At 60.8% G+C, this 15,821-nt stretch carries 15 protein-coding genes; 7 read left to right on the top strand and 8 right to left on the bottom strand.

Annotated features, from left to right (window positions below; all coding sequences use genetic code 11):
• Positions 1–18: 18 nt before the first annotated feature.
• From AB7813_RS21090 to AB7813_RS21080, 3 genes are all read right to left on the bottom strand, one after another.
• On the bottom strand, positions 19–1,035 hold the full coding sequence (locus AB7813_RS21090) for an ABC transporter substrate-binding protein (protein WP_246297930.1): 1,017 nt from the start codon (positions 1,033–1,035) through the stop codon (positions 19–21).
• Between the two features lie 390 nt (positions 1,036–1,425).
• The gene (locus tag AB7813_RS21085) at positions 1,426–2,739 is read right to left on the bottom strand and encodes a serine hydrolase domain-containing protein (protein ID WP_441228333.1); all 1,314 of its coding nucleotides are present in this window, start codon (positions 2,737–2,739) and stop codon (positions 1,426–1,428) included.
• A 356-nt stretch (positions 2,740–3,095) separates the two neighbouring features.
• Positions 3,096–3,995, bottom strand: a complete 900-nt coding sequence (locus AB7813_RS21080) for an AraC family transcriptional regulator N-terminal domain-containing protein (RefSeq protein ID WP_439065513.1) — start codon at positions 3,993–3,995, stop codon at positions 3,096–3,098.
• A gap of 173 nt (positions 3,996–4,168) precedes the next feature.
• Between AB7813_RS21080 and AB7813_RS21075 the strand changes: the two genes are divergently transcribed.
• From AB7813_RS21075 to AB7813_RS21065, 3 genes are read left to right on the top strand one after another with little or no spacing between them, the layout of a single operon-like run.
• Positions 4,169–4,927 carry an SDR family NAD(P)-dependent oxidoreductase gene (locus tag AB7813_RS21075; protein ID WP_439060337.1) on the top strand — a complete coding sequence of 253 codons (759 nt, stop codon included), beginning with the start codon at positions 4,169–4,171 and terminating at the stop codon, positions 4,925–4,927.
• 31 nt (positions 4,928–4,958) lie between these two features.
• Complete coding sequence (locus AB7813_RS21070; protein WP_441228332.1) at positions 4,959–5,633, top strand: glutathione S-transferase family protein; 675 nt, start codon at positions 4,959–4,961, stop codon at positions 5,631–5,633.
• 26 nt (positions 5,634–5,659) lie between these two features.
• The gene (locus AB7813_RS21065; protein WP_439060335.1) at positions 5,660–6,256 is read left to right on the top strand and encodes an isochorismatase family cysteine hydrolase; all 597 of its coding nucleotides are present in this window, start codon (positions 5,660–5,662) and stop codon (positions 6,254–6,256) included.
• Positions 6,257–6,703: 447 nt separating this feature from the next.
• On the opposite strand, the gene AB7813_RS21060 is transcribed toward AB7813_RS21065, so the two are convergent.
• The 4 genes from AB7813_RS21060 to sdhC are packed head-to-tail and all read right to left on the bottom strand — an operon-like array spanning position 6,704 to position 10,149.
• On the bottom strand, positions 6,704–7,486 hold the full coding sequence (locus AB7813_RS21060) for a succinate dehydrogenase iron-sulfur subunit (RefSeq protein ID WP_068737894.1): 783 nt from the start codon (positions 7,484–7,486) through the stop codon (positions 6,704–6,706).
• Positions 7,487–7,510: 24 nt separating this feature from the next.
• Complete coding sequence (gene sdhA, locus AB7813_RS21055) at positions 7,511–9,349, bottom strand: succinate dehydrogenase flavoprotein subunit (protein WP_089266499.1); 1,839 nt, start codon at positions 9,347–9,349, stop codon at positions 7,511–7,513.
• Positions 9,350–9,352: 3 nt separating this feature from the next.
• A complete protein-coding gene (sdhD, locus tag AB7813_RS21050; RefSeq protein ID WP_089266497.1) occupies positions 9,353–9,754 on the bottom strand; it encodes a succinate dehydrogenase, hydrophobic membrane anchor protein in 402 nt (133 codons plus the stop codon).
• The gene (gene sdhC, locus AB7813_RS21045; protein ID WP_068737900.1) at positions 9,751–10,149 is read right to left on the bottom strand and encodes a succinate dehydrogenase, cytochrome b556 subunit; all 399 of its coding nucleotides are present in this window, start codon (positions 10,147–10,149) and stop codon (positions 9,751–9,753) included. The genes sdhD and sdhC overlap by 4 nt, the downstream gene beginning before the upstream one ends.
• Positions 10,150–10,395: 246 nt before the next feature.
• On the opposite strand from sdhC, the gene AB7813_RS21040 reads away from it, so the two are divergent.
• A complete protein-coding gene (locus tag AB7813_RS21040; RefSeq protein WP_439065511.1) occupies positions 10,396–11,244 on the top strand; it encodes a sulfite exporter TauE/SafE family protein in 849 nt (282 codons plus the stop codon).
• A 232-nt stretch (positions 11,245–11,476) separates the two neighbouring features.
• Complete coding sequence (locus AB7813_RS21035; protein ID WP_439065510.1) at positions 11,477–12,337, top strand: cation diffusion facilitator family transporter; 861 nt, start codon at positions 11,477–11,479, stop codon at positions 12,335–12,337.
• A gap of 74 nt (positions 12,338–12,411) precedes the next feature.
• Here AB7813_RS21035 and AB7813_RS21030 read toward each other — a convergent pair whose 3' ends face one another.
• On the bottom strand, positions 12,412–13,926 hold the full coding sequence (locus tag AB7813_RS21030) for a malonate--CoA ligase (RefSeq protein WP_309941193.1): 1,515 nt from the start codon (positions 13,924–13,926) through the stop codon (positions 12,412–12,414).
• A 408-nt stretch (positions 13,927–14,334) separates the two neighbouring features.
• Here AB7813_RS21030 and AB7813_RS21025 point away from each other — a divergent pair, with 408 nt between their 5' ends.
• Both AB7813_RS21025 and AB7813_RS21020 read left to right on the top strand, forming a co-directional pair.
• The gene (locus AB7813_RS21025; protein WP_309941195.1) at positions 14,335–14,922 is read left to right on the top strand and encodes a fasciclin domain-containing protein; all 588 of its coding nucleotides are present in this window, start codon (positions 14,335–14,337) and stop codon (positions 14,920–14,922) included.
• Between the two features lie 254 nt (positions 14,923–15,176).
• On the top strand, positions 15,177–15,812 hold the full coding sequence (locus tag AB7813_RS21020) for a cytochrome b/b6 domain-containing protein (RefSeq protein ID WP_439065509.1): 636 nt from the start codon (positions 15,177–15,179) through the stop codon (positions 15,810–15,812).
• The last annotated feature ends 9 nt before the right edge of the window (positions 15,813–15,821 follow it).

Below are 15,821 nucleotides of genomic sequence, written 5' to 3'. Positions count from 1 at the left end.
GGCCTTCTGTCGTGACGCTTAGAACTTGCGTGCGTCGGCCGGGGGCAGATATTCCGACGTGAACAGATCCCCCGCCTTCGGCTTCGGATTCTTGAACTCGTAGGTCACGGCGATCTGATCGATAGCGTCCGTCATGCGCTTCTCGTCGATGCCGCCGACGCCATTGGCCTTCACCCACGGTGTCACGAAGTTATCCTTCAACGACATCTTGAGGCGAGCGAGCTCGATCTTCTCGTCGGCGGTCTCGTTACGCTTCATCACCGACTTGATGGCCGTGTCGGGGTCCTTGATGGTGTCGATGATGCCTTTGACAGTTGCGCGCACGAAGCCAGCGACGAGTTTCGGATTGGCCTTTGCGAATTCGGGGTTCACCATGATGGCGTTGCCATAAAGCACGATGCCGTAGTCCGACATCAGCATCACCTTGATGTCCTTCTCGGCGATGCCCTTGGACATCAGGTTGAAGTAGGACGAGAACGAGAAGCCGGTGATCGCATCGACTTTGCCGTCGGCGAGCATCGGCTCGCGTACCGGGAAGCCGACATTCTCGATCTTCACCTTGCTGTCGTCGATCTTGTTTTCTTTGACGAAGGCCTTCCACTGCGCGAAGGCGCCGTCCGGCGCCGGTGCGCCGAGGATCTTGCCTTCGAGGTCCTTCGGCCCATTGATGCCGGACTTCGCGATGCTGACAATCGAGAAGGGCGGCTTGTCATAAACCATGAGGACGCCCTTGACGTCCTTGTCCGGATTCTGGTCGCGGAAGCGCGCCAGCGAATTGATGTCGAAGAAGCCGATCGGATAGGTGCCCGCCGCGACCCGCGCGATGCCGGCGACCGAGCCTGGACCGGAGTCGATGGTCACGTTGAGGCCTTCGGCCTTGTAGTAGCCCTTGTCGAGCGCAACGAAATACGGCGCGGACGGACCTTCGAATTTCCAGTCGAGCGCGAATTTGACATCGGTGTCGGCGCTCGCAGATAGCGCAGACGCCAGCAGCGCTGCACCCGCCATGACGCTCAAACCCAGCTGACGAAACATGAAAAACTCCCCCTGATCAATTATCAGGCACAGGCTAGCACAGCCCGTGCCAACCTTGGCGAGTCCCCTTTTCAACGAGAAATAGCGCCGCGGCTCCGAGGGATCGGGTTCGAGGAGGCAATATGCTTAAATCGTGAGCAAAAAAGAACACCGGCCTGCTTGCGCAGACCGGTGTCCTGATCGGTGTCTGAGGACAGCCCACTCAAAGTCCGTGAGTTCATATCTCATGATTCGAGGCCCCGGTTCGGGAGCTTGAATCATGCCTATCTTAGTATTTGCAACGCCGACTTGAAGGTCCGAAATGAGTCGGATAGCGGACATTCCGCAGACATGTCAAAAGCGACGCGAATAACCAACAGCGGTCGATGCCGGGTCTGCCGCGAGCTATTGTCAGCCTAGCTGATCGACCAGTGCCGACCATAGGGCCCATGGCTCGGCTCGATGTACCGGGTCCTCAATTGCAGTGTGCACCATGACAATCTTAGAGGGCGGATCAACGCAAATATACTGGCCCTTGTATCCTAACAACGCGAACTGTCGCCTCTCGCCGGGAAACAGCCACAAGAGATAACCGTAGCCAAATCCTTTCGTCGCCGCGCCCGGCAGCAAATAGCGATCCGAGGCTCGGACTGTTGTTGCATCAATCATCCATTGCGCCGGAGCGATTTGCTTGCCATCCCATGCGCCATCATGCGCCAGCAAGCGCCCAAGCCGGGCGTAATCGCGCAGAACGGCATTGAAGCCAAAGTGCCCTAGTTCAAATCCTTCTGCGTCTATCAACCAATTAGCATCGGCTTCCGCGCCGATAGGCTCCCACACTTTCTCGCGCAGATAATCGGAGGCTGACTTGTTGACAGCACCTTGAAGCACCATGCCGAGCACGTCGGCTTCGATGCTGGCGTAGTAAAATCTCGTTCCCGATGGGGCGATACGATGATTGAATTGCACGACGCTCTTAACAGTGCCCAACTTCCATTCCGGGAACGCGATCCCCATGCCGTTCCACAGGCGATTAAGGTCGCGTCCTCCATCTCTCGTTTCACCGAAATCGACGCCGGAAGACATGTGCAACAGATCGCGGATTGGTGTCCTGCCGTACTCGGTACCTACAAAGCCCGGCACATAGATTTCAGGGGTATCATCGACCGACTTAATCGCACCCTCTGAGATAGCGATGCCGATCAACAGTCCGGTTATTGACTTGACCATCGACTGGGACACGAACCGATCTTGATCAGTTCGCGCGTACTGATAGCGCTCGAAGATAATCTGATCGTCCTTGGCGATCAGCAGCCCAGTAACCGGATTGCGCGACATGTAGTCGAGGGGAGAAAACTTGCTTCCCTGAAAATTGTAGTAAACTTCCGCCTTTGAGCACTTGAACTTCCAAGGCATCATAGATCGCTTGATGAGCCGTGTAGGATAGATTCGGTCGATGTGGGTAAATGCACCGACAAGGTGTCTTGGCTCCCAAGGGCCGCCTTGCCTCCGCGCTTCCCCAATGTCGGGAAGGGGATAGCCATCTTTTGCGCCGTAAAGCTCGGCGTTTGGACCTGTTGTGGAGAAAATCGGACCAGTGCAGTCTTGCGACGCGTCGGGGAATGTTGGTTCTGCGGTTGCGAAGATGGGGCCGCCCATCGCACAGGCGAGTGTAGCAACCAGGGATGAAACGGCCCTACGACGAGAATATTGCTGCGCCGACATGCAGTCCTCCAAATGTCCTGCAAGTAGACACCGAATTGCGCGGAAACTCCAAGGGAGCATGTCTCTTATTGGCACCAAAGGGACCTGAGGCGATGTCAGGTTTGAGTCTGCAATCCGCCGGATAGCGAAATGTGTTGAGCTTGCTCACGATCCTCGATTTATGAGTACACGCCCTAGTAGGCGGCCGTCTTCGTCCGTCCCGATCATTGGGTCCTGTGCCATCGGCATGACGTTGCGCCTCACGCTTTCCGGAGAGGATGGTGACTTGGGAAGTCCAGCGCGACGGCTCGCATTGGGCGATGCCCCCCGGATCCCTTGAACAGCCTGGCGTCAACAGCATCGAAGTTGACAGCCGTCTAATTGATCATTTGATTGTCGATTGACTGCCTGAGCTTGCGCACGTCGCGGACGGGCGGAGCCCCGAACTGCCGAAGATACTCGCGGCTGAACTGAGAGGCGCTTTCATAGCCGACCGCATAGGCGACGTCGGAGGCACTATGGTCGCCGGCGAGCAGCAACTGGCGTGCTTCCTGAAGGCGTATCTGCTTCTGATACTGGATCGGGCTCAATCCAGTCAGCGCGACGAAGTGGCGATGCAGGCTGGCGCGGCTCATGCCGGCGGCTTCGCATAGCGCCTCGATCCGCAGCCGCGTGTTGCCGCGGTCGCGAATCCATTCAACCGCGCGGCGGATGCCGCCGATCGCGCCTTCCGGGCGGGCGATGTGGCGCAACAGTCGCCCCTGCGGGCCTTGCAGGAGACGATAGAGCAATTCGCGCTCCGCCATCGGCGCGAGCGCCGGGATGTCCGCCGGCGTGTCGAGCAACGCCAGCAGTCGTAGCAGCGTATCACGTAGCTGGGGCGTCATCGGATTGATCGCGATGCCGCTGCCTGGCGATTCCGCGTCGCGCACCGCCGGCATCGTCGATGCGACCTCGGCGAGAAGTGCCGGATCAAGGACCAGCGAAACCGCCACAAAAGGACTGCCGTCGTCAGCGTCATGGATCTGTCCGCTCAAGGGAAGATCGAGTGCGCTGACCAGATATTGAGACGCGTCATAGCGCAGCAACTCGTCGTGGATGGCCACCTCTTTCGATCCCTGCAGGATGAAGCAGATCATCGAACGGTAGAGACATGGCGACGTGCCCGAGGTCGCCTGTCCGACGCCGATTTCCAGGCGCGGGATGGGCGTGAGGGTCATTCCGGTCCGCCCGTGGCGGAGCGCGAGATCGCAAAGGGGCTTCAGGCTGTCGGTCATGCCAAGGAGTATGACATCAATCCTCACGTCCGCAAAGAGCCTGAGACAATCAGGCAAGTAATTGAGAGCATCAGGCGGGGCTTTGGACACAGCAAGCGCCTATCTGGCTGGCAGCGAACGTGACGCCTAAGCGGCGCGCCGTCCGGAAAATCCAAATCACAAGGAATGTAGCCATGTCTCAGAAGATCGCACTCATTACCGGCGCCAGCCGCGGCCTCGGTCGCAGCATGGCGCTGCACCTCGCCCGTCGCGGCGTCGGCATCGTCGGCACCTATCGCCAGGGCGCCGCGGAAGCCCAGACGCTGGTAAGCGAGATCGAGGCGCTGGGCGGCACAGCGGCGATGCTCGCGCTCGACGTCACCAAGGTAGCAAGCTTCCCGGCCTTCGCCGCATCCTTCGCCGAGACGCTCCGGAGCCGCTTCGGCAGCGACCGGTTCGACTATCTGGTCAACAACGCCGGTGCGGTCGTCCACGTGCAGGTCGCTGACGCAAGCGAGGAACAGTTCGATATGATGATCGACATGCACCTGCGCGGACCGGTGTTCCTGACGCAGGCATTGCTACCGATCATCGCCGATGGCGGACGCATCCTCAACGTCTCGACGGGCTTCACGCGCACGTCGATGGCCAGCTTCGGCCTTTATGCGGCGGCCAAAGCTGGGCTCCAGACGCTGACCCGGTTCATGGCGCTCGAGCTCGGCGCGCGGCAGATCCGCGTCAACGCCATCGCGCCCGGCGCCATCGCCACCGATTTCGGCGGTGGCCGGGTCCGCGACGACGAACAGGCCAATGCCTTCGTCGCGAGCAAGATCGCGCTCGGCCGCGCCGGTCAACCCGATGATATCGGTGGCGCAGTCGCAGCGATCCTGTCCGATGACATGGGCTGGGCCAACGGCACTACCTTCGATGTCTCGGGTGGTCAGTCGCTCTGATGCTGCATCCGGCTCCATCGGAGAAACCATCATGACCGACACCGATCTTACTCTCATCAGCCACCCACTGTGCCCGTTCGTCCAGCGTGCCGCGATCGTCCTGCTCGAAAAGGGGGTGGCGTTCGACCGGGTCAACGTCGATCTATCAGCCAAGCCCGACTGGTTCCTGGCCCTGTCGCCGACCGGCAAGGTGCCGGTGCTGAAGGTGCACCAGCCGAACGGTGAGGATGCGATCCTCTTCGAAAGCGTGGTTATCTGCGAATATCTGAACGAGACGCAGGGTGGCGCGGCGATGTACCCCGACGATGCATTGCTGCGTGCGCGGCATCGCGCCTGGATCGAATTCGCCACCCAGACCTTTACGGAGGGCTGGCAGTTCCTCCACGCCAAGGACATTGCGACCGCCGACGCGAAGCGGGCCGCCTTCCGTGATCGGCTGAGCAAGATCGAGGCGGAACTGGGCGACGGCCCCTATTTCGCCGGGGCGGACTTTGGTCTGGTCGATGCGGTCTACGCACCGCTGTTTCGCTATTTCGGGATCACCGATCCGGAAGTAGCGGACCTGATCTTTGCTGGCCTGCCACGTGTGACGGCGTGGCGCGCGGCACTTGCCGAGCGATCCAGCGTCCAGAACGCCGTGATCGACACCTATCCCGACCTGTTTCGCGATCACCTGCGCCAGCAGGGCGCGATGATCGCGGCTTAACAACCAGAATTCCAAGGAGTGATATCATGACCGACCCATCCAAGAGCGCGCTGATCCTGGTCGAATATGTCAACGACTGGCTCTCCCCGACCGGCGGCATTTATCCGGTGTTTCAGGACCGGGAGCAGGTCGACACCGCTATCGCCAATTCGAAGATCATCCTCGAAGAGGCCCGCCGTCGCGGCCTGCACGTGATCCACGCAGCGCTGAAGTTCGAGCCGACCTTCAAGGTGCTGGGCGAGGCCAAGTACGGCCTGCGCAAGATCACGCGCGACCATGGCGCGTTCCTGGGCGAGCAGGCCGATTTCTTCCCCGGCTTCGAGCCGGCGGCGGGCGAGCATGTCGTTCGCGAGCGCGCCGGCGGCAGCAGCGTTTTTGTTGGAACCACGCTCGACGGCTACCTGCGCAACAACCGCATCTTCGACATCTACCTCGCCGGCTTCTCGCTGCGACAGTGCGTCGAGTCTTCGATGCGCAACGCGCACGACCTCGGCTACCACACCAACGTCATCTACGACGCGTCAGCCGGCTATACTCGCAAACAGCAGGACGACTTCGTCGCCGAGATCGCCCCATTTTACGCCAACGCCGTCACCACGCAGGAGTTCGTGGCTAAGGCATAATCCGCCGCTGGACCCGGCCCGGTTATAGGGCCGGGTTTCCGTCGGCCGTAGATGCGAGGCGATACGATGATTGGGATCAGGGTCGAACTCACCATCGCGCCGGGTAACACCGACGCATTCGAACACGCCTTAGCGGTCCAAGCCGCCGCAGTGCGTGCCAACGAGCCGGGTACCGGCCGTCAAACCTGACGGATCATGAGAAGGTCAAACAATTTTATACGGTTTCGGAAAAGCTACCCGACCCGCAGGCGGCCCTTACGGTTCGTAATACCGGCCCTTGATGGGCGGCTGACGAAGAGCAGAAACGACTATTTGTGCGCCGACAATTGGCTCTATCCCTGAACGAGCTACGGCGCCGCGACTTTCGTCATGGCGCCGTAAGGACTCTATTGTTTAGTAAGAACTTTATTGTCCAAAGACAATCGGCAAACCCGGATCCTTAAAACGTCAGACCTGACGCTCGACCATCTTCATCTTCAGCTCGGCGATAGCTTCAGAGGGGTTGAGGCCCTTCGGGCACGCCTTGGCGCAGTTCATGATGGTGTGGCAGCGATAGAGCCGGAACGGATCCTCGAGATTGTCGAGACGTTCGCCGGTGGCTTCGTCGCGCGAATCCTTGACCCAGCGGGTAGCCTGAAGGAGGGCAGCCGGACCGAGGAAGCGGTCGCTGTTCCACCAATAGCTCGGGCACGAGGTTGAGCAGCAGGCGCACAGGATGCATTCGTAGAGGCCGTCGAGCTTCTCGCGGTCCGAATGGCTCTGCTTCCATTCCTTCTGCGGGGTCGGCGTGGTGGTCTTCAGCCACGGCTCGATCGACGCATACTGGGCGTAGAAGTTGGTGAGATCCGGCACCAGATCCTTCACGACGGGCTGATGCGGCAGCGGATTGACCTTGATGGCGCCATCGTCGACTTCGTCCATCGCGCGGGTGCAGGCCAGCGTGTTCTGGCCATCGATGTTCATGGCGCAGGAGCCGCAGACGCCTTCGCGGCAAGAGCGCCGGAAGGTCAGCGTCGGATCGATGTTGTTCTTGATCCAGATCAGACCATCGAGAACCATCGGACCGCAGTCGTTGGTGTCGATATGATAGGTGTCGACCGACGGGTTCTTGCCGTCATCCGGATTCCAGCGGTAGACGCGGAATTCGCGCGTCTGCGTGGCGCCGGCCGGCTTCGGCCATTCCTTGCCGCCGGTGATCTTGGAATTCTTCGGAAGTGCGAACTCAGCCATTCTCTCAAGCCTTCGCTGTCATCATTAGTACACGCGCGCTTTGGGCACGATGTACTGAACGTCGTTGGTCATCGTGTAGTCGTGCACCGGGCGATAATCGATGGTGGTCTTGCCGCCCCCATCGATCCACGCCAGCGTGTGCTTCATCCAGTTCTTGTCGTCGCGATCCGAGAAGTCCTCGCGCGCATGCGCGCCGCGGCTCTCGGTGCGGTTCGCAGCCGAGTCCATGGTGACGATGGCCTGAGTGATCAGGTTGTCGAATTCGAGGGTCTCGATGAGATCCGAATTCCACACCAGCGACCGGTCAGACACGGCGATATCGCCGATACCGCCATACACCTTGTGGATCAACTCCTTGCCTTCGTTCAGCACTTCGCCGGTGCGGAACACGGCGCAGTTGGTCTGCATCACATGCTGCATGTTCTCGCGGATCTTCGCGGTCGAAGTGCCACCCTTCGCATAGCGGTAGTGATCGAGACGACCAAGCGCGCGGTCGGCCGAGTCCTTCGGCAGGTCGGGCTGCTTGGCATTCGGCGTCAGCTTCTCAGCGCAGCGCAGCGCGGCCGCACGGCCGAACACCACGAGATCGATCAGCGAGTTGGAGCCGAGACGGTTGGCGCCGTGCACCGACACGCAGGCGGCTTCGCCCACAGCCATCAAACCCTGCACCACCGCATTGTCGTCGCCGTCCTTCTTGGTGACGACTTCGCCGTGATAGTTGGTCGGGATGCCGCCCATGTTGTAGTGCACCGTCGGAACGATCGGAATCGGCTCCTTGGTGACATCGACACCGGCGAAAATGCGCGCCGAGTCGGAGATGCCCGGCAGACGTTCGGCCAGCACCTTCGGATCGAGATGGTCGAGATGAAGGAAGATGTGATCCTTCTTCTTGCCGACGCCGCGGCCTTCGCGGATTTCGATGGTCATGGCGCGCGAAACGACGTCGCGCGAAGCGAGATCCTTGGCCGACGGTGCGTAACGCTCCATGAAGCGCTCGCCTTCGGCATTGACGAGATAACCGCCTTCGCCGCGCGCGCCTTCGGTAACGAGACAGCCCGAACCGTAAATGCCGGTCGGATGGAACTGAACGAATTCCATGTCCTGCAGCGGCAAACCAGCCCGCAGCGCCATACCGCCGCCGTCACCGGTGCAGGTATGCGCCGAAGTGCAGGAGGCGTAAGCGCGGCCGTAGCCGCCGGTGGCGAGAATGACGGTCTGCGCCTTGAAGCGATGCAGCGTGCCGTCGTCGAGCTTGAGCGCAATGACGCCGCGGCAGACATTCTGATCGTCCATGATCAGATCGATGGCGAAGTATTCGATGAAGAACTCGGCCGAGTGACGCAGGGCCTGGCCGTACATCGTGTGCAGCATGGCGTGACCGGTACGGTCGGCGGCCGCGCAGGTGCGCTGGGCCTGGCCCTTGCCGTAATCCATGGTCATGCCGCCGAATGGGCGCTGATAGATCTTGCCGTCTTCGGTGCGCGAGAACGGCACGCCCCAATGTTCGAGCTCGTAAACGGCATCGGGCGCGTTGCGCACCATATATTCGATGGAGTCCTGATCGCCGAGCCAGTCCGACCCCTTCACGGTGTCGTACATGTGCCAGCGCCAGTTATCCTCGTGCATGTTGCCGAGCGAGGCGGAGATGCCGCCCTGCGCCGCAACCGTGTGCGAGCGGGTCGGAAACACCTTGGTGATGCAGGCGGTGCGCAGGCCAGCTTCGCCGCAGCCGACGGTCGCGCGCAGGCCGGCGCCGCCGGCGCCAACGACAACGACGTCATAGGTGTGATCTTCGATGGGATAGGCGTGGCCGTTGGTGGCGGGGCCGCCAACGCCGTTCGCGCCAGTGCCGTTGACGGCCATGCGCTACACTCCGGATGAAAGTTTAAGGATGGCGTAGATCGATGCCAGCGCCACAGCGGCAGAGAAGAAATTGTTGCCAATGATCGAGATCAGCTTGATCTTCTCGTCATGGACATAGTCTTCGATCACGACCTGCATGCCGATCTTCATGTGCCAGATGCTGGCAACGATGAAGAGCAGCATGACGATAGCCACGATCGGCGAACCAAGGACCTGCGCGACGCCGGCCTGGTTGCTTCTGAAAACCGACATCACGATGAAGATCACAGGGATCAGCAGAAGCAGCATGGCCACTGCAGTCAGGCGCTGACGCCAGAAGTCTGATGTGCCCGAATGCGAGGAGCCGAGACCACGGACGCGGCCGAGCGGCGTGCGCACCGACTTCGGAGAGTTGGAACCGCTCATCGTCCGCCTCCGATCGCGTAGGCAATGATCCAGAGCAGGATGGTGATGCCGATGCCGCCGATCAATGCGGCCCAGGTGAGCCATTCACGCTCGGATGGCTTGAAACCGTAACCGAGATCCCAGACCAGATGGCGGATGCCGCTCATGGCGTGATGGATCAGCGCCCACGTGTAGCCGAATGCGATCAGGCGACCGATGATGCTGCCGGTGAAGGCCTGCACGTGTGCATAGGCCGCGGGGCCGGACGCAGCGGCGATCAGCCACCAGACAAGAAGCAAGGTGCCGAAATACAGGGCGACGCCGGTAGCGCGATGCACGATGGACAGCGCCATCGTCAGGGTCCAGCGGTACACTTGGAGATGCGGCGAAAGGGGTCGTTCGATCCGAGCGGTCATTTAGCAACTTTGACAGGTTAATGGGCAGACGGTGCCCGATTGGGGATCGCGTAGAGCAATTCTATTTACGAACTCAAAACAACCAGTGCAATCGCGAAATGACATACTCCGAACAATCGTTCAGAGCTTCAAATGAGCCTTGCATTTGCGGGTATTGACAGTTGCCGGGCTTGTTGCTGACAGCCTTGGTGAAGCGCGATTCATGAGAACTTCATGATGCGATAGCAAATGGCAATCGGGGCGGGAATGGCTGGGCTCAATGTAACCGAGATTGTCGAACTGGCGGCGCTTCTTATTGCCGTCGGCGCACTGGCCGGTTTCCTGGCAGGTGTCTTCGGGATAGGCGGAGGCGCCATCCTGGTCCCCGTATTTTACGAGTGTTTCCGCATCGCCGGAGTGCCTCTGGAAGTACGGATGCCGCTCTGTATCGGCACCTCGCTGGCGATTATCATCCCGACCTCGATCCGGTCCTTCCGTGCCCATATGGCCCGCGGCGCCGTAGATATGGAGATCCTGCGGAAGTGGTGGTGGCCGATCCTGATCGGCGTCATCATCGGCAGTGTCACCGCCCGCTATGCGCCGGAGCGGCTGTTCAAGATCGTTTTTGTTGCCGTTGCCTGGTCCGCGGCGGCACGGCTGCTGCTCGCGCGCGACGGCTGGAAGCTCGGCGACGACTTGCCCGACGGCCCACTGATGAAGATTTACGGCTTCTTCGTCGGTCTTCTCTCCACGCTGATGGGCATTGGCGGCGGATTGTTCTCGAACCTGCTGATGACCTTTTATGGCCGGCCTATCCATCAGGCGGTGGCGACATCCTCAGCACTCGCCGTGCTGATCTCGATCCCCGGCGCCATCGGCTACATCTATGCCGGCTGGCCGGCCGCTGCGCGCTTTCCCGATGTCGCAGCGCTGCAGCTGCCGTTCGCCATCGGTTATGTCTCGCTGATCGGCGCGCTGCTGGTGATGCCGACCAGCCTGCTGGTGGCGCCGCTCGGCGTGAAGGCGGCGCATGCGATGTCGAAGCGCGCGCTGGAAATGGCGTTTGGAATTTATCTATTCATCGTCGGTAGCCGGTTTGTCATCGCTCTAATATGACCCCGTAAATCGGGGCGGCCGACGCGCAGCAACAACCGTAATAGTATCCGGATCACAACTTGCTATGGATGCCGTCAGACCACACGACGGAACACCGATGGCGCACTCACATCACGATCATGACGACCACGGTCACACACACGACCATGCCGGCCACGACCACGCGCAAGGCGATCACGCCGGTCATTCCCACGGTCCCGGCGGACATGTGCATGCGCCCGCTAATTTCGGCATGGCTTTTGCCGTCGGCATCAGCCTCAATACCGTCTTCGTCGTCATCGAGGCGATCTATGGCTATGCCAGCGGCTCGATGGCGCTGGTGGCCGATGCCGGGCACAATCTCTCGGATGTGCTCGGGCTGATCGCGGCATGGACCGCAGCTGTGCTGTCGAAGCGCGCGCCGACGCCGCGCTTCACCTATGGTTTGCGCGGGTCCTCAATTCTCGCAGCGCTCTTCAACGCCGTGTTCCTGCTGGTTGCTGTCGGTGCCATCGCCTGGGAGGCCGTGCTAAGACTGTTCAATCCCGAACCGGTAGCCGAGATCACCGTGATGATCGTCGCGACCATCGGCATCGTCATCAACGGCGTGACCGCCTGGCTGTTTGCCTCGGGCCGCAACAGCGACCTCAACATCCGCGGCGCCTATCTGCATATGGTCGCCGACGCTGCGGTCTCGGTTGGCGTGGTCATTGCCGCGATCGTCATCATGTTCACCGGCTGGCTGTGGATCGACGCCCTGACCAGCCTCGTCATCTGTGTGCTGATCGTCTGGGGCACCTGGAGCCTCTTGCGCGACTCCACTGCGATGTCGCTCGCCGCCGTTCCGCGCGGCATCGATCCTGCTGCAGTGCGTACCTATCTGGAGAAATGCCCCGGCGTCGCGCAAGTGCACGACCTGCATATCTGGCCCATGAGCACCACCGAAGTGGCGCTGACCTGTCACATGGTGATCCCGTCAGGCGCGCCTGGTGATGCCTATCTGATGGAAGTCGCCGCGCGCCTGAAGCGTGACTTCGGCATTGAGCACGCGACGATCCAGATCGAGATGGATCCGAATTCGGCCTGCGCACTCGCGCCGGAGCATGTGATCTAGGGTATGGCCACACAGCATCTCATGGTTCGAGACGGCGCTGCGCGCCTCCTCACCATGAGGGACCGTGCGGGGGCTTACTTCGCGTAGATATCCTTGTAGCTATCGCGCAGTACGTTCTTCTGCACCTTGCCCATGGTGTTGCGCGGCAGATCGTCGACGAAGATCACGCGCTTCGGCATCTTGAACTTGGCGATCTGGCCATCCAGCGCCTTGAGCACGGAGGCCTCGTCGATCGCGGTCTTCTTGTCGCTCACGACCACGGCGGTGACGCCCTCACCGAAATCTGCATGCGGCACGCCGATCACGGCGCTTTCTATCACGCCGGGCATGGCGTCGATCTCGCTTTCGATTTCCTTCGGATAGACATTGAAGCCGCCCGAGATCACCAGATCCTTGCCGCGGCCGAGAATGTGGACATAGCCCTTGGCGTCGATCTTGCCGAGGTCGCCGGTGATGAAGAACCCGTCGTCGCGGAACTCCGCCTTGGTCTTCTCCGGCATCCGCCAATAGCCCTGGAACACATTCGGCCCTTTCACCTCGATCATGCCGATGGTGTCGCGCGCGAGTTCTTTGGCCGTCTCCGGATCGGTGACGCGTACGGACACGCCGGGCAGCGGGAAGCCGACAGCGCCAGGCACGCGCTCGCCGTCATAGGGGTTCGACGTGTTCATGTTGGTTTCGGTCATACCGTAACGCTCGAGCACGGCGTGGCCGGTGCGCGCAAACCATTCGCGATGCGTATCGGCCAGCAGCGGTGCGGAGCCGGAGATGAACAGCCGCATGTGGCTGCAAGTCTCTTTCGTCAGGTTCGGCGACTGCAGGATACGCGTGTAGAAAGTCGGCACGCCCATCAGCACGGTGGCGCGGGCCATCAGCTTGATGATGAGTTCCGGATCGAGCTTGGGCAGGAAGATCATCGACGCGCGCGCAAACAGCGTCACATTGCTCGCCACGAACAGACCATGCGTGTGATAGATCGGCAGAGCGTGGATCAGCACATCGTCCTTGGTGAAACGCCAGTATTCAACAAGGCTCAGCGAGTTCGACGCCAGATTGTCGTGGCTCAGCATCGCGCCCTTGGAGCGGCCGGTGGTGCCGGAGGTATAGAGGATCGCGGCGAGATCCTCGTTCTTGCGCTCGACCGTGCTGAAGTCCGGCTTCTCTTTCGCTGCCGCATCGGTCAGCGAACCCTTGCCGTCGGCGCCCAGCGTCTCGACCTTTGCACCGACCTTGGCCGCAATGGCGGCGAAGCCTTCCGCCTTGGAGGGATCGCACACCACCAGCGACGGTTCGGCGTCGGTAATGAAGTAATCGAGCTCGTTCAGCGTATAGGCGGTGTTGAGCGGCAGATAGACCGCGCCGGCCCGCACCGTCGCCAGATACAGCACCAGACCGGGCACCGACTTCTCGGTCTGCGCCGCGACACGGTCACCCGGCTTGACGCCGCGAGCCACCAGCACGTTGGCCATCTGGCCCGCCAGCGCGATCAGGTCGCCATAGCTGATGTGCTTGCCCTCGGGCGTCTCGATGGCGAGACGCGAGGCATCGTCGAGTTTGTCGAACAGGCGAGAAAACAGGTTGGCGTTCATGGCAAGGTCACGCGGTGCAGGAGTGCGGGAGCGACCGGTGCAGCTGCCTGACGATCGCGTCAATTAATCCCGTTCCTTAGCAAGAATGGCCATATCTAGGCAACGCATGCCCCCTGGGGATCGCCCCCATATCTGGTGGATCGGCCCCTGGGGCGCGTCATCCCGGCACGGTTTCCGCACGTGATTGTATTAAACGCGATGCATCGAACTCGTTATTGCCTCGCGCGAACGAGATGCGCCCGCAAAAGTTTCAACGGCGCCAAAAAATATAGACTGAAACTGGCCCCCGAGGCCTCGCGTAACTCGGGCATCGACGGCGCAATCTGGCCTCCAGGGGATTGCCGCGGTTGATGCCGTTCATCGCACCAGCGAGATCGCTGGTCACTCACATCACTCGGGAGACGATCCATGTCCAAGCGCATTGCACTTCTGTCGGCCGTCGCATTCAGCACCCTCGCCATCACTGGCGCCGTGCTTGCCCCCGCACAGGCCGAAGACAAGAAGATGATGAAGAGCGAAATGTCGGGCGAGAAAACCGTCATGGTCGGCGGCGCGCCGATGTATCCGTCGAAGAACATCGTCGAGAACGCCGTCAACTCGAAGGATCACACCACGCTGGTCGCCGCCGTGAAGGCTGCCGGCCTGGTCGATACGCTCTCCAGCAAGGGCCCGTTCACGGTGTTCGCACCGACCAACGCCGCCTTCGGCAAACTGCCGGCCGGTACCGTCGATACGCTGGTGAAGCCGGAGAGCAAGGCGACCCTCACCAAGATCCTGACCTACCATGTGGTCTCCGGCAAGCTGAACGCCGCCGACCTCAAGGACGGCCAGAAGCTGAAGACCGTTGAAGGCGAAGAGCTGACCGTGAAGGCTTCGGGCGGCAAGGTGATGATCGTCGATGCCAAGGGCGGTTCCTCGACCGTGACCATCGCCGACGTCAACCAGTCGAACGGCGTGATTCACGTCATCGATACTGTCCTGATGCCGAAAGCCTGATCTCCGGCTTCTGCGCAACAAGTTCGCGCATCCTGACTTGTCCCCACTGGATGCGCGCGTCCCCCAAGGATACCGAGGGGCGCAAAAGGAGCGAGCCGGGGCAACCCGGCTCGCTTTTTTGTGATCGATATGAGCCGGCCCGACCGGGGTTGTTACAGGAGCCGCCGTAACGAACGACCGGTTATGCCGTATAGCTGGTAATAACTCGCGTGACCGAGCACCAATCGAACCACTGCTCAGCCCAGGATATGCCTATGTCGAGCATCACAGCCGCCGGCGACCGCGCCGCAACCAAGGTTACGAATACCAAAGTCATCCAGCCCGCCTGGGTGCGCGTCGTGCACTGGGTCAATGCCGTCGCGATCGTGCTGATGATCATGTCGGGCTGGCAGATCTACAACGCCTCGCCGCTGTTCAATTTCACCTTTTCATCGTCGATCACGCTCGGCGGCTGGCTCGGCGGCGGCATCATGTGGCATCTCGCAGCGATGTGGCTGCTGGTGATCAACGGCCTCGTCTATCTCACTCTTGGCATTGTCACCGGACGCTTCCGCAAGAAGCTGCTGCCGATCTCGGCGAAAGGTGTGCTCGACGACACCAAGGCTGCGCTGACTGGCAAGCTCTCGCACGCTGATCTCTCGACCTACAATCAGGTGCAGAGGCTGCTCTATACCGGGATTATCGTGGTCGGCATTCTGATCGTCCTGTCGGGCCTCGCAATCTGGAAGCCCGTCCAGTTGCAATATCTTACTGCGCTGTTCGGCGGCTACGACACCGCCCGCTATGTGCATTTCTTCATGATGGCGGCCATCGTCGGCTTCCTCGTCATCCACGTCGCTCTGGCCCTGATCGTGCCGAAGAGTCTGCGTGCAATGATTATCGGACGCTGAGGGACACGA

It is taken from the genome of Tardiphaga sp. 20_F10_N6_6, from assembly GCF_052076045.1.
GTDB classification, from domain to species: Bacteria; Pseudomonadota; Alphaproteobacteria; order Rhizobiales; family Xanthobacteraceae; genus Tardiphaga; species Tardiphaga robiniae.
The sequence above is the reverse complement of the archived record's forward strand: the minus strand, read 5'-3'. Positions and strand labels throughout refer to the sequence as shown.

What these genes read in the sequence shown, in the direction of transcription:
- sdhD (WP_089266497.1), bottom strand. Translation starts at nt 9,754, where the DNA reads ATGAGCGGTTCCAACTCTCCGAAGTCGGTGCGCACGCCGCTCGGCCGC.
- AB7813_RS21030 (WP_309941193.1), bottom strand. Translation starts at nt 13,926, where the DNA reads ATGAACGCCAACCTGTTTTCTCGCCTGTTCGACAAACTCGACGATGCC.
- sdhA (WP_089266499.1), bottom strand. Translation starts at nt 9,349, where the DNA reads ATGGCCGTCAACGGCACTGGCGCGAACGGCGTTGGCGGCCCCGCCACC.
- AB7813_RS21090 (WP_246297930.1), bottom strand. Translation starts at nt 1,035, where the DNA reads ATGTTTCGTCAGCTGGGTTTGAGCGTCATGGCGGGTGCAGCGCTGCTG.
- AB7813_RS21035 (WP_439065510.1), top strand. Translation starts at nt 11,477, where the DNA reads ATGGCTTTTGCCGTCGGCATCAGCCTCAATACCGTCTTCGTCGTCATC.
- AB7813_RS21075 (WP_439060337.1), top strand. Translation starts at nt 4,169, where the DNA reads ATGTCTCAGAAGATCGCACTCATTACCGGCGCCAGCCGCGGCCTCGGT.
- AB7813_RS21040 (WP_439065511.1), top strand. Translation starts at nt 10,396, where the DNA reads ATGGCTGGGCTCAATGTAACCGAGATTGTCGAACTGGCGGCGCTTCTT.
- sdhC (WP_068737900.1), bottom strand. Translation starts at nt 10,149, where the DNA reads ATGACCGCTCGGATCGAACGACCCCTTTCGCCGCATCTCCAAGTGTAC.
- AB7813_RS21085 (WP_441228333.1), bottom strand. Translation starts at nt 2,739, where the DNA reads ATGTCGGCGCAGCAATATTCTCGTCGTAGGGCCGTTTCATCCCTGGTT.
- AB7813_RS21065 (WP_439060335.1), top strand. Translation starts at nt 5,660, where the DNA reads ATGACCGACCCATCCAAGAGCGCGCTGATCCTGGTCGAATATGTCAAC.
- AB7813_RS21025 (WP_309941195.1), top strand. Translation starts at nt 14,335, where the DNA reads ATGTCCAAGCGCATTGCACTTCTGTCGGCCGTCGCATTCAGCACCCTC.
- AB7813_RS21070 (WP_441228332.1), top strand. Translation starts at nt 4,959, where the DNA reads ATGACCGACACCGATCTTACTCTCATCAGCCACCCACTGTGCCCGTTC.
- AB7813_RS21060 (WP_068737894.1), bottom strand. Translation starts at nt 7,486, where the DNA reads ATGGCTGAGTTCGCACTTCCGAAGAATTCCAAGATCACCGGCGGCAAG.
- AB7813_RS21080 (WP_439065513.1), bottom strand. Translation starts at nt 3,995, where the DNA reads ATGACCGACAGCCTGAAGCCCCTTTGCGATCTCGCGCTCCGCCACGGG.
- AB7813_RS21020 (WP_439065509.1), top strand. Translation starts at nt 15,177, where the DNA reads ATGTCGAGCATCACAGCCGCCGGCGACCGCGCCGCAACCAAGGTTACG.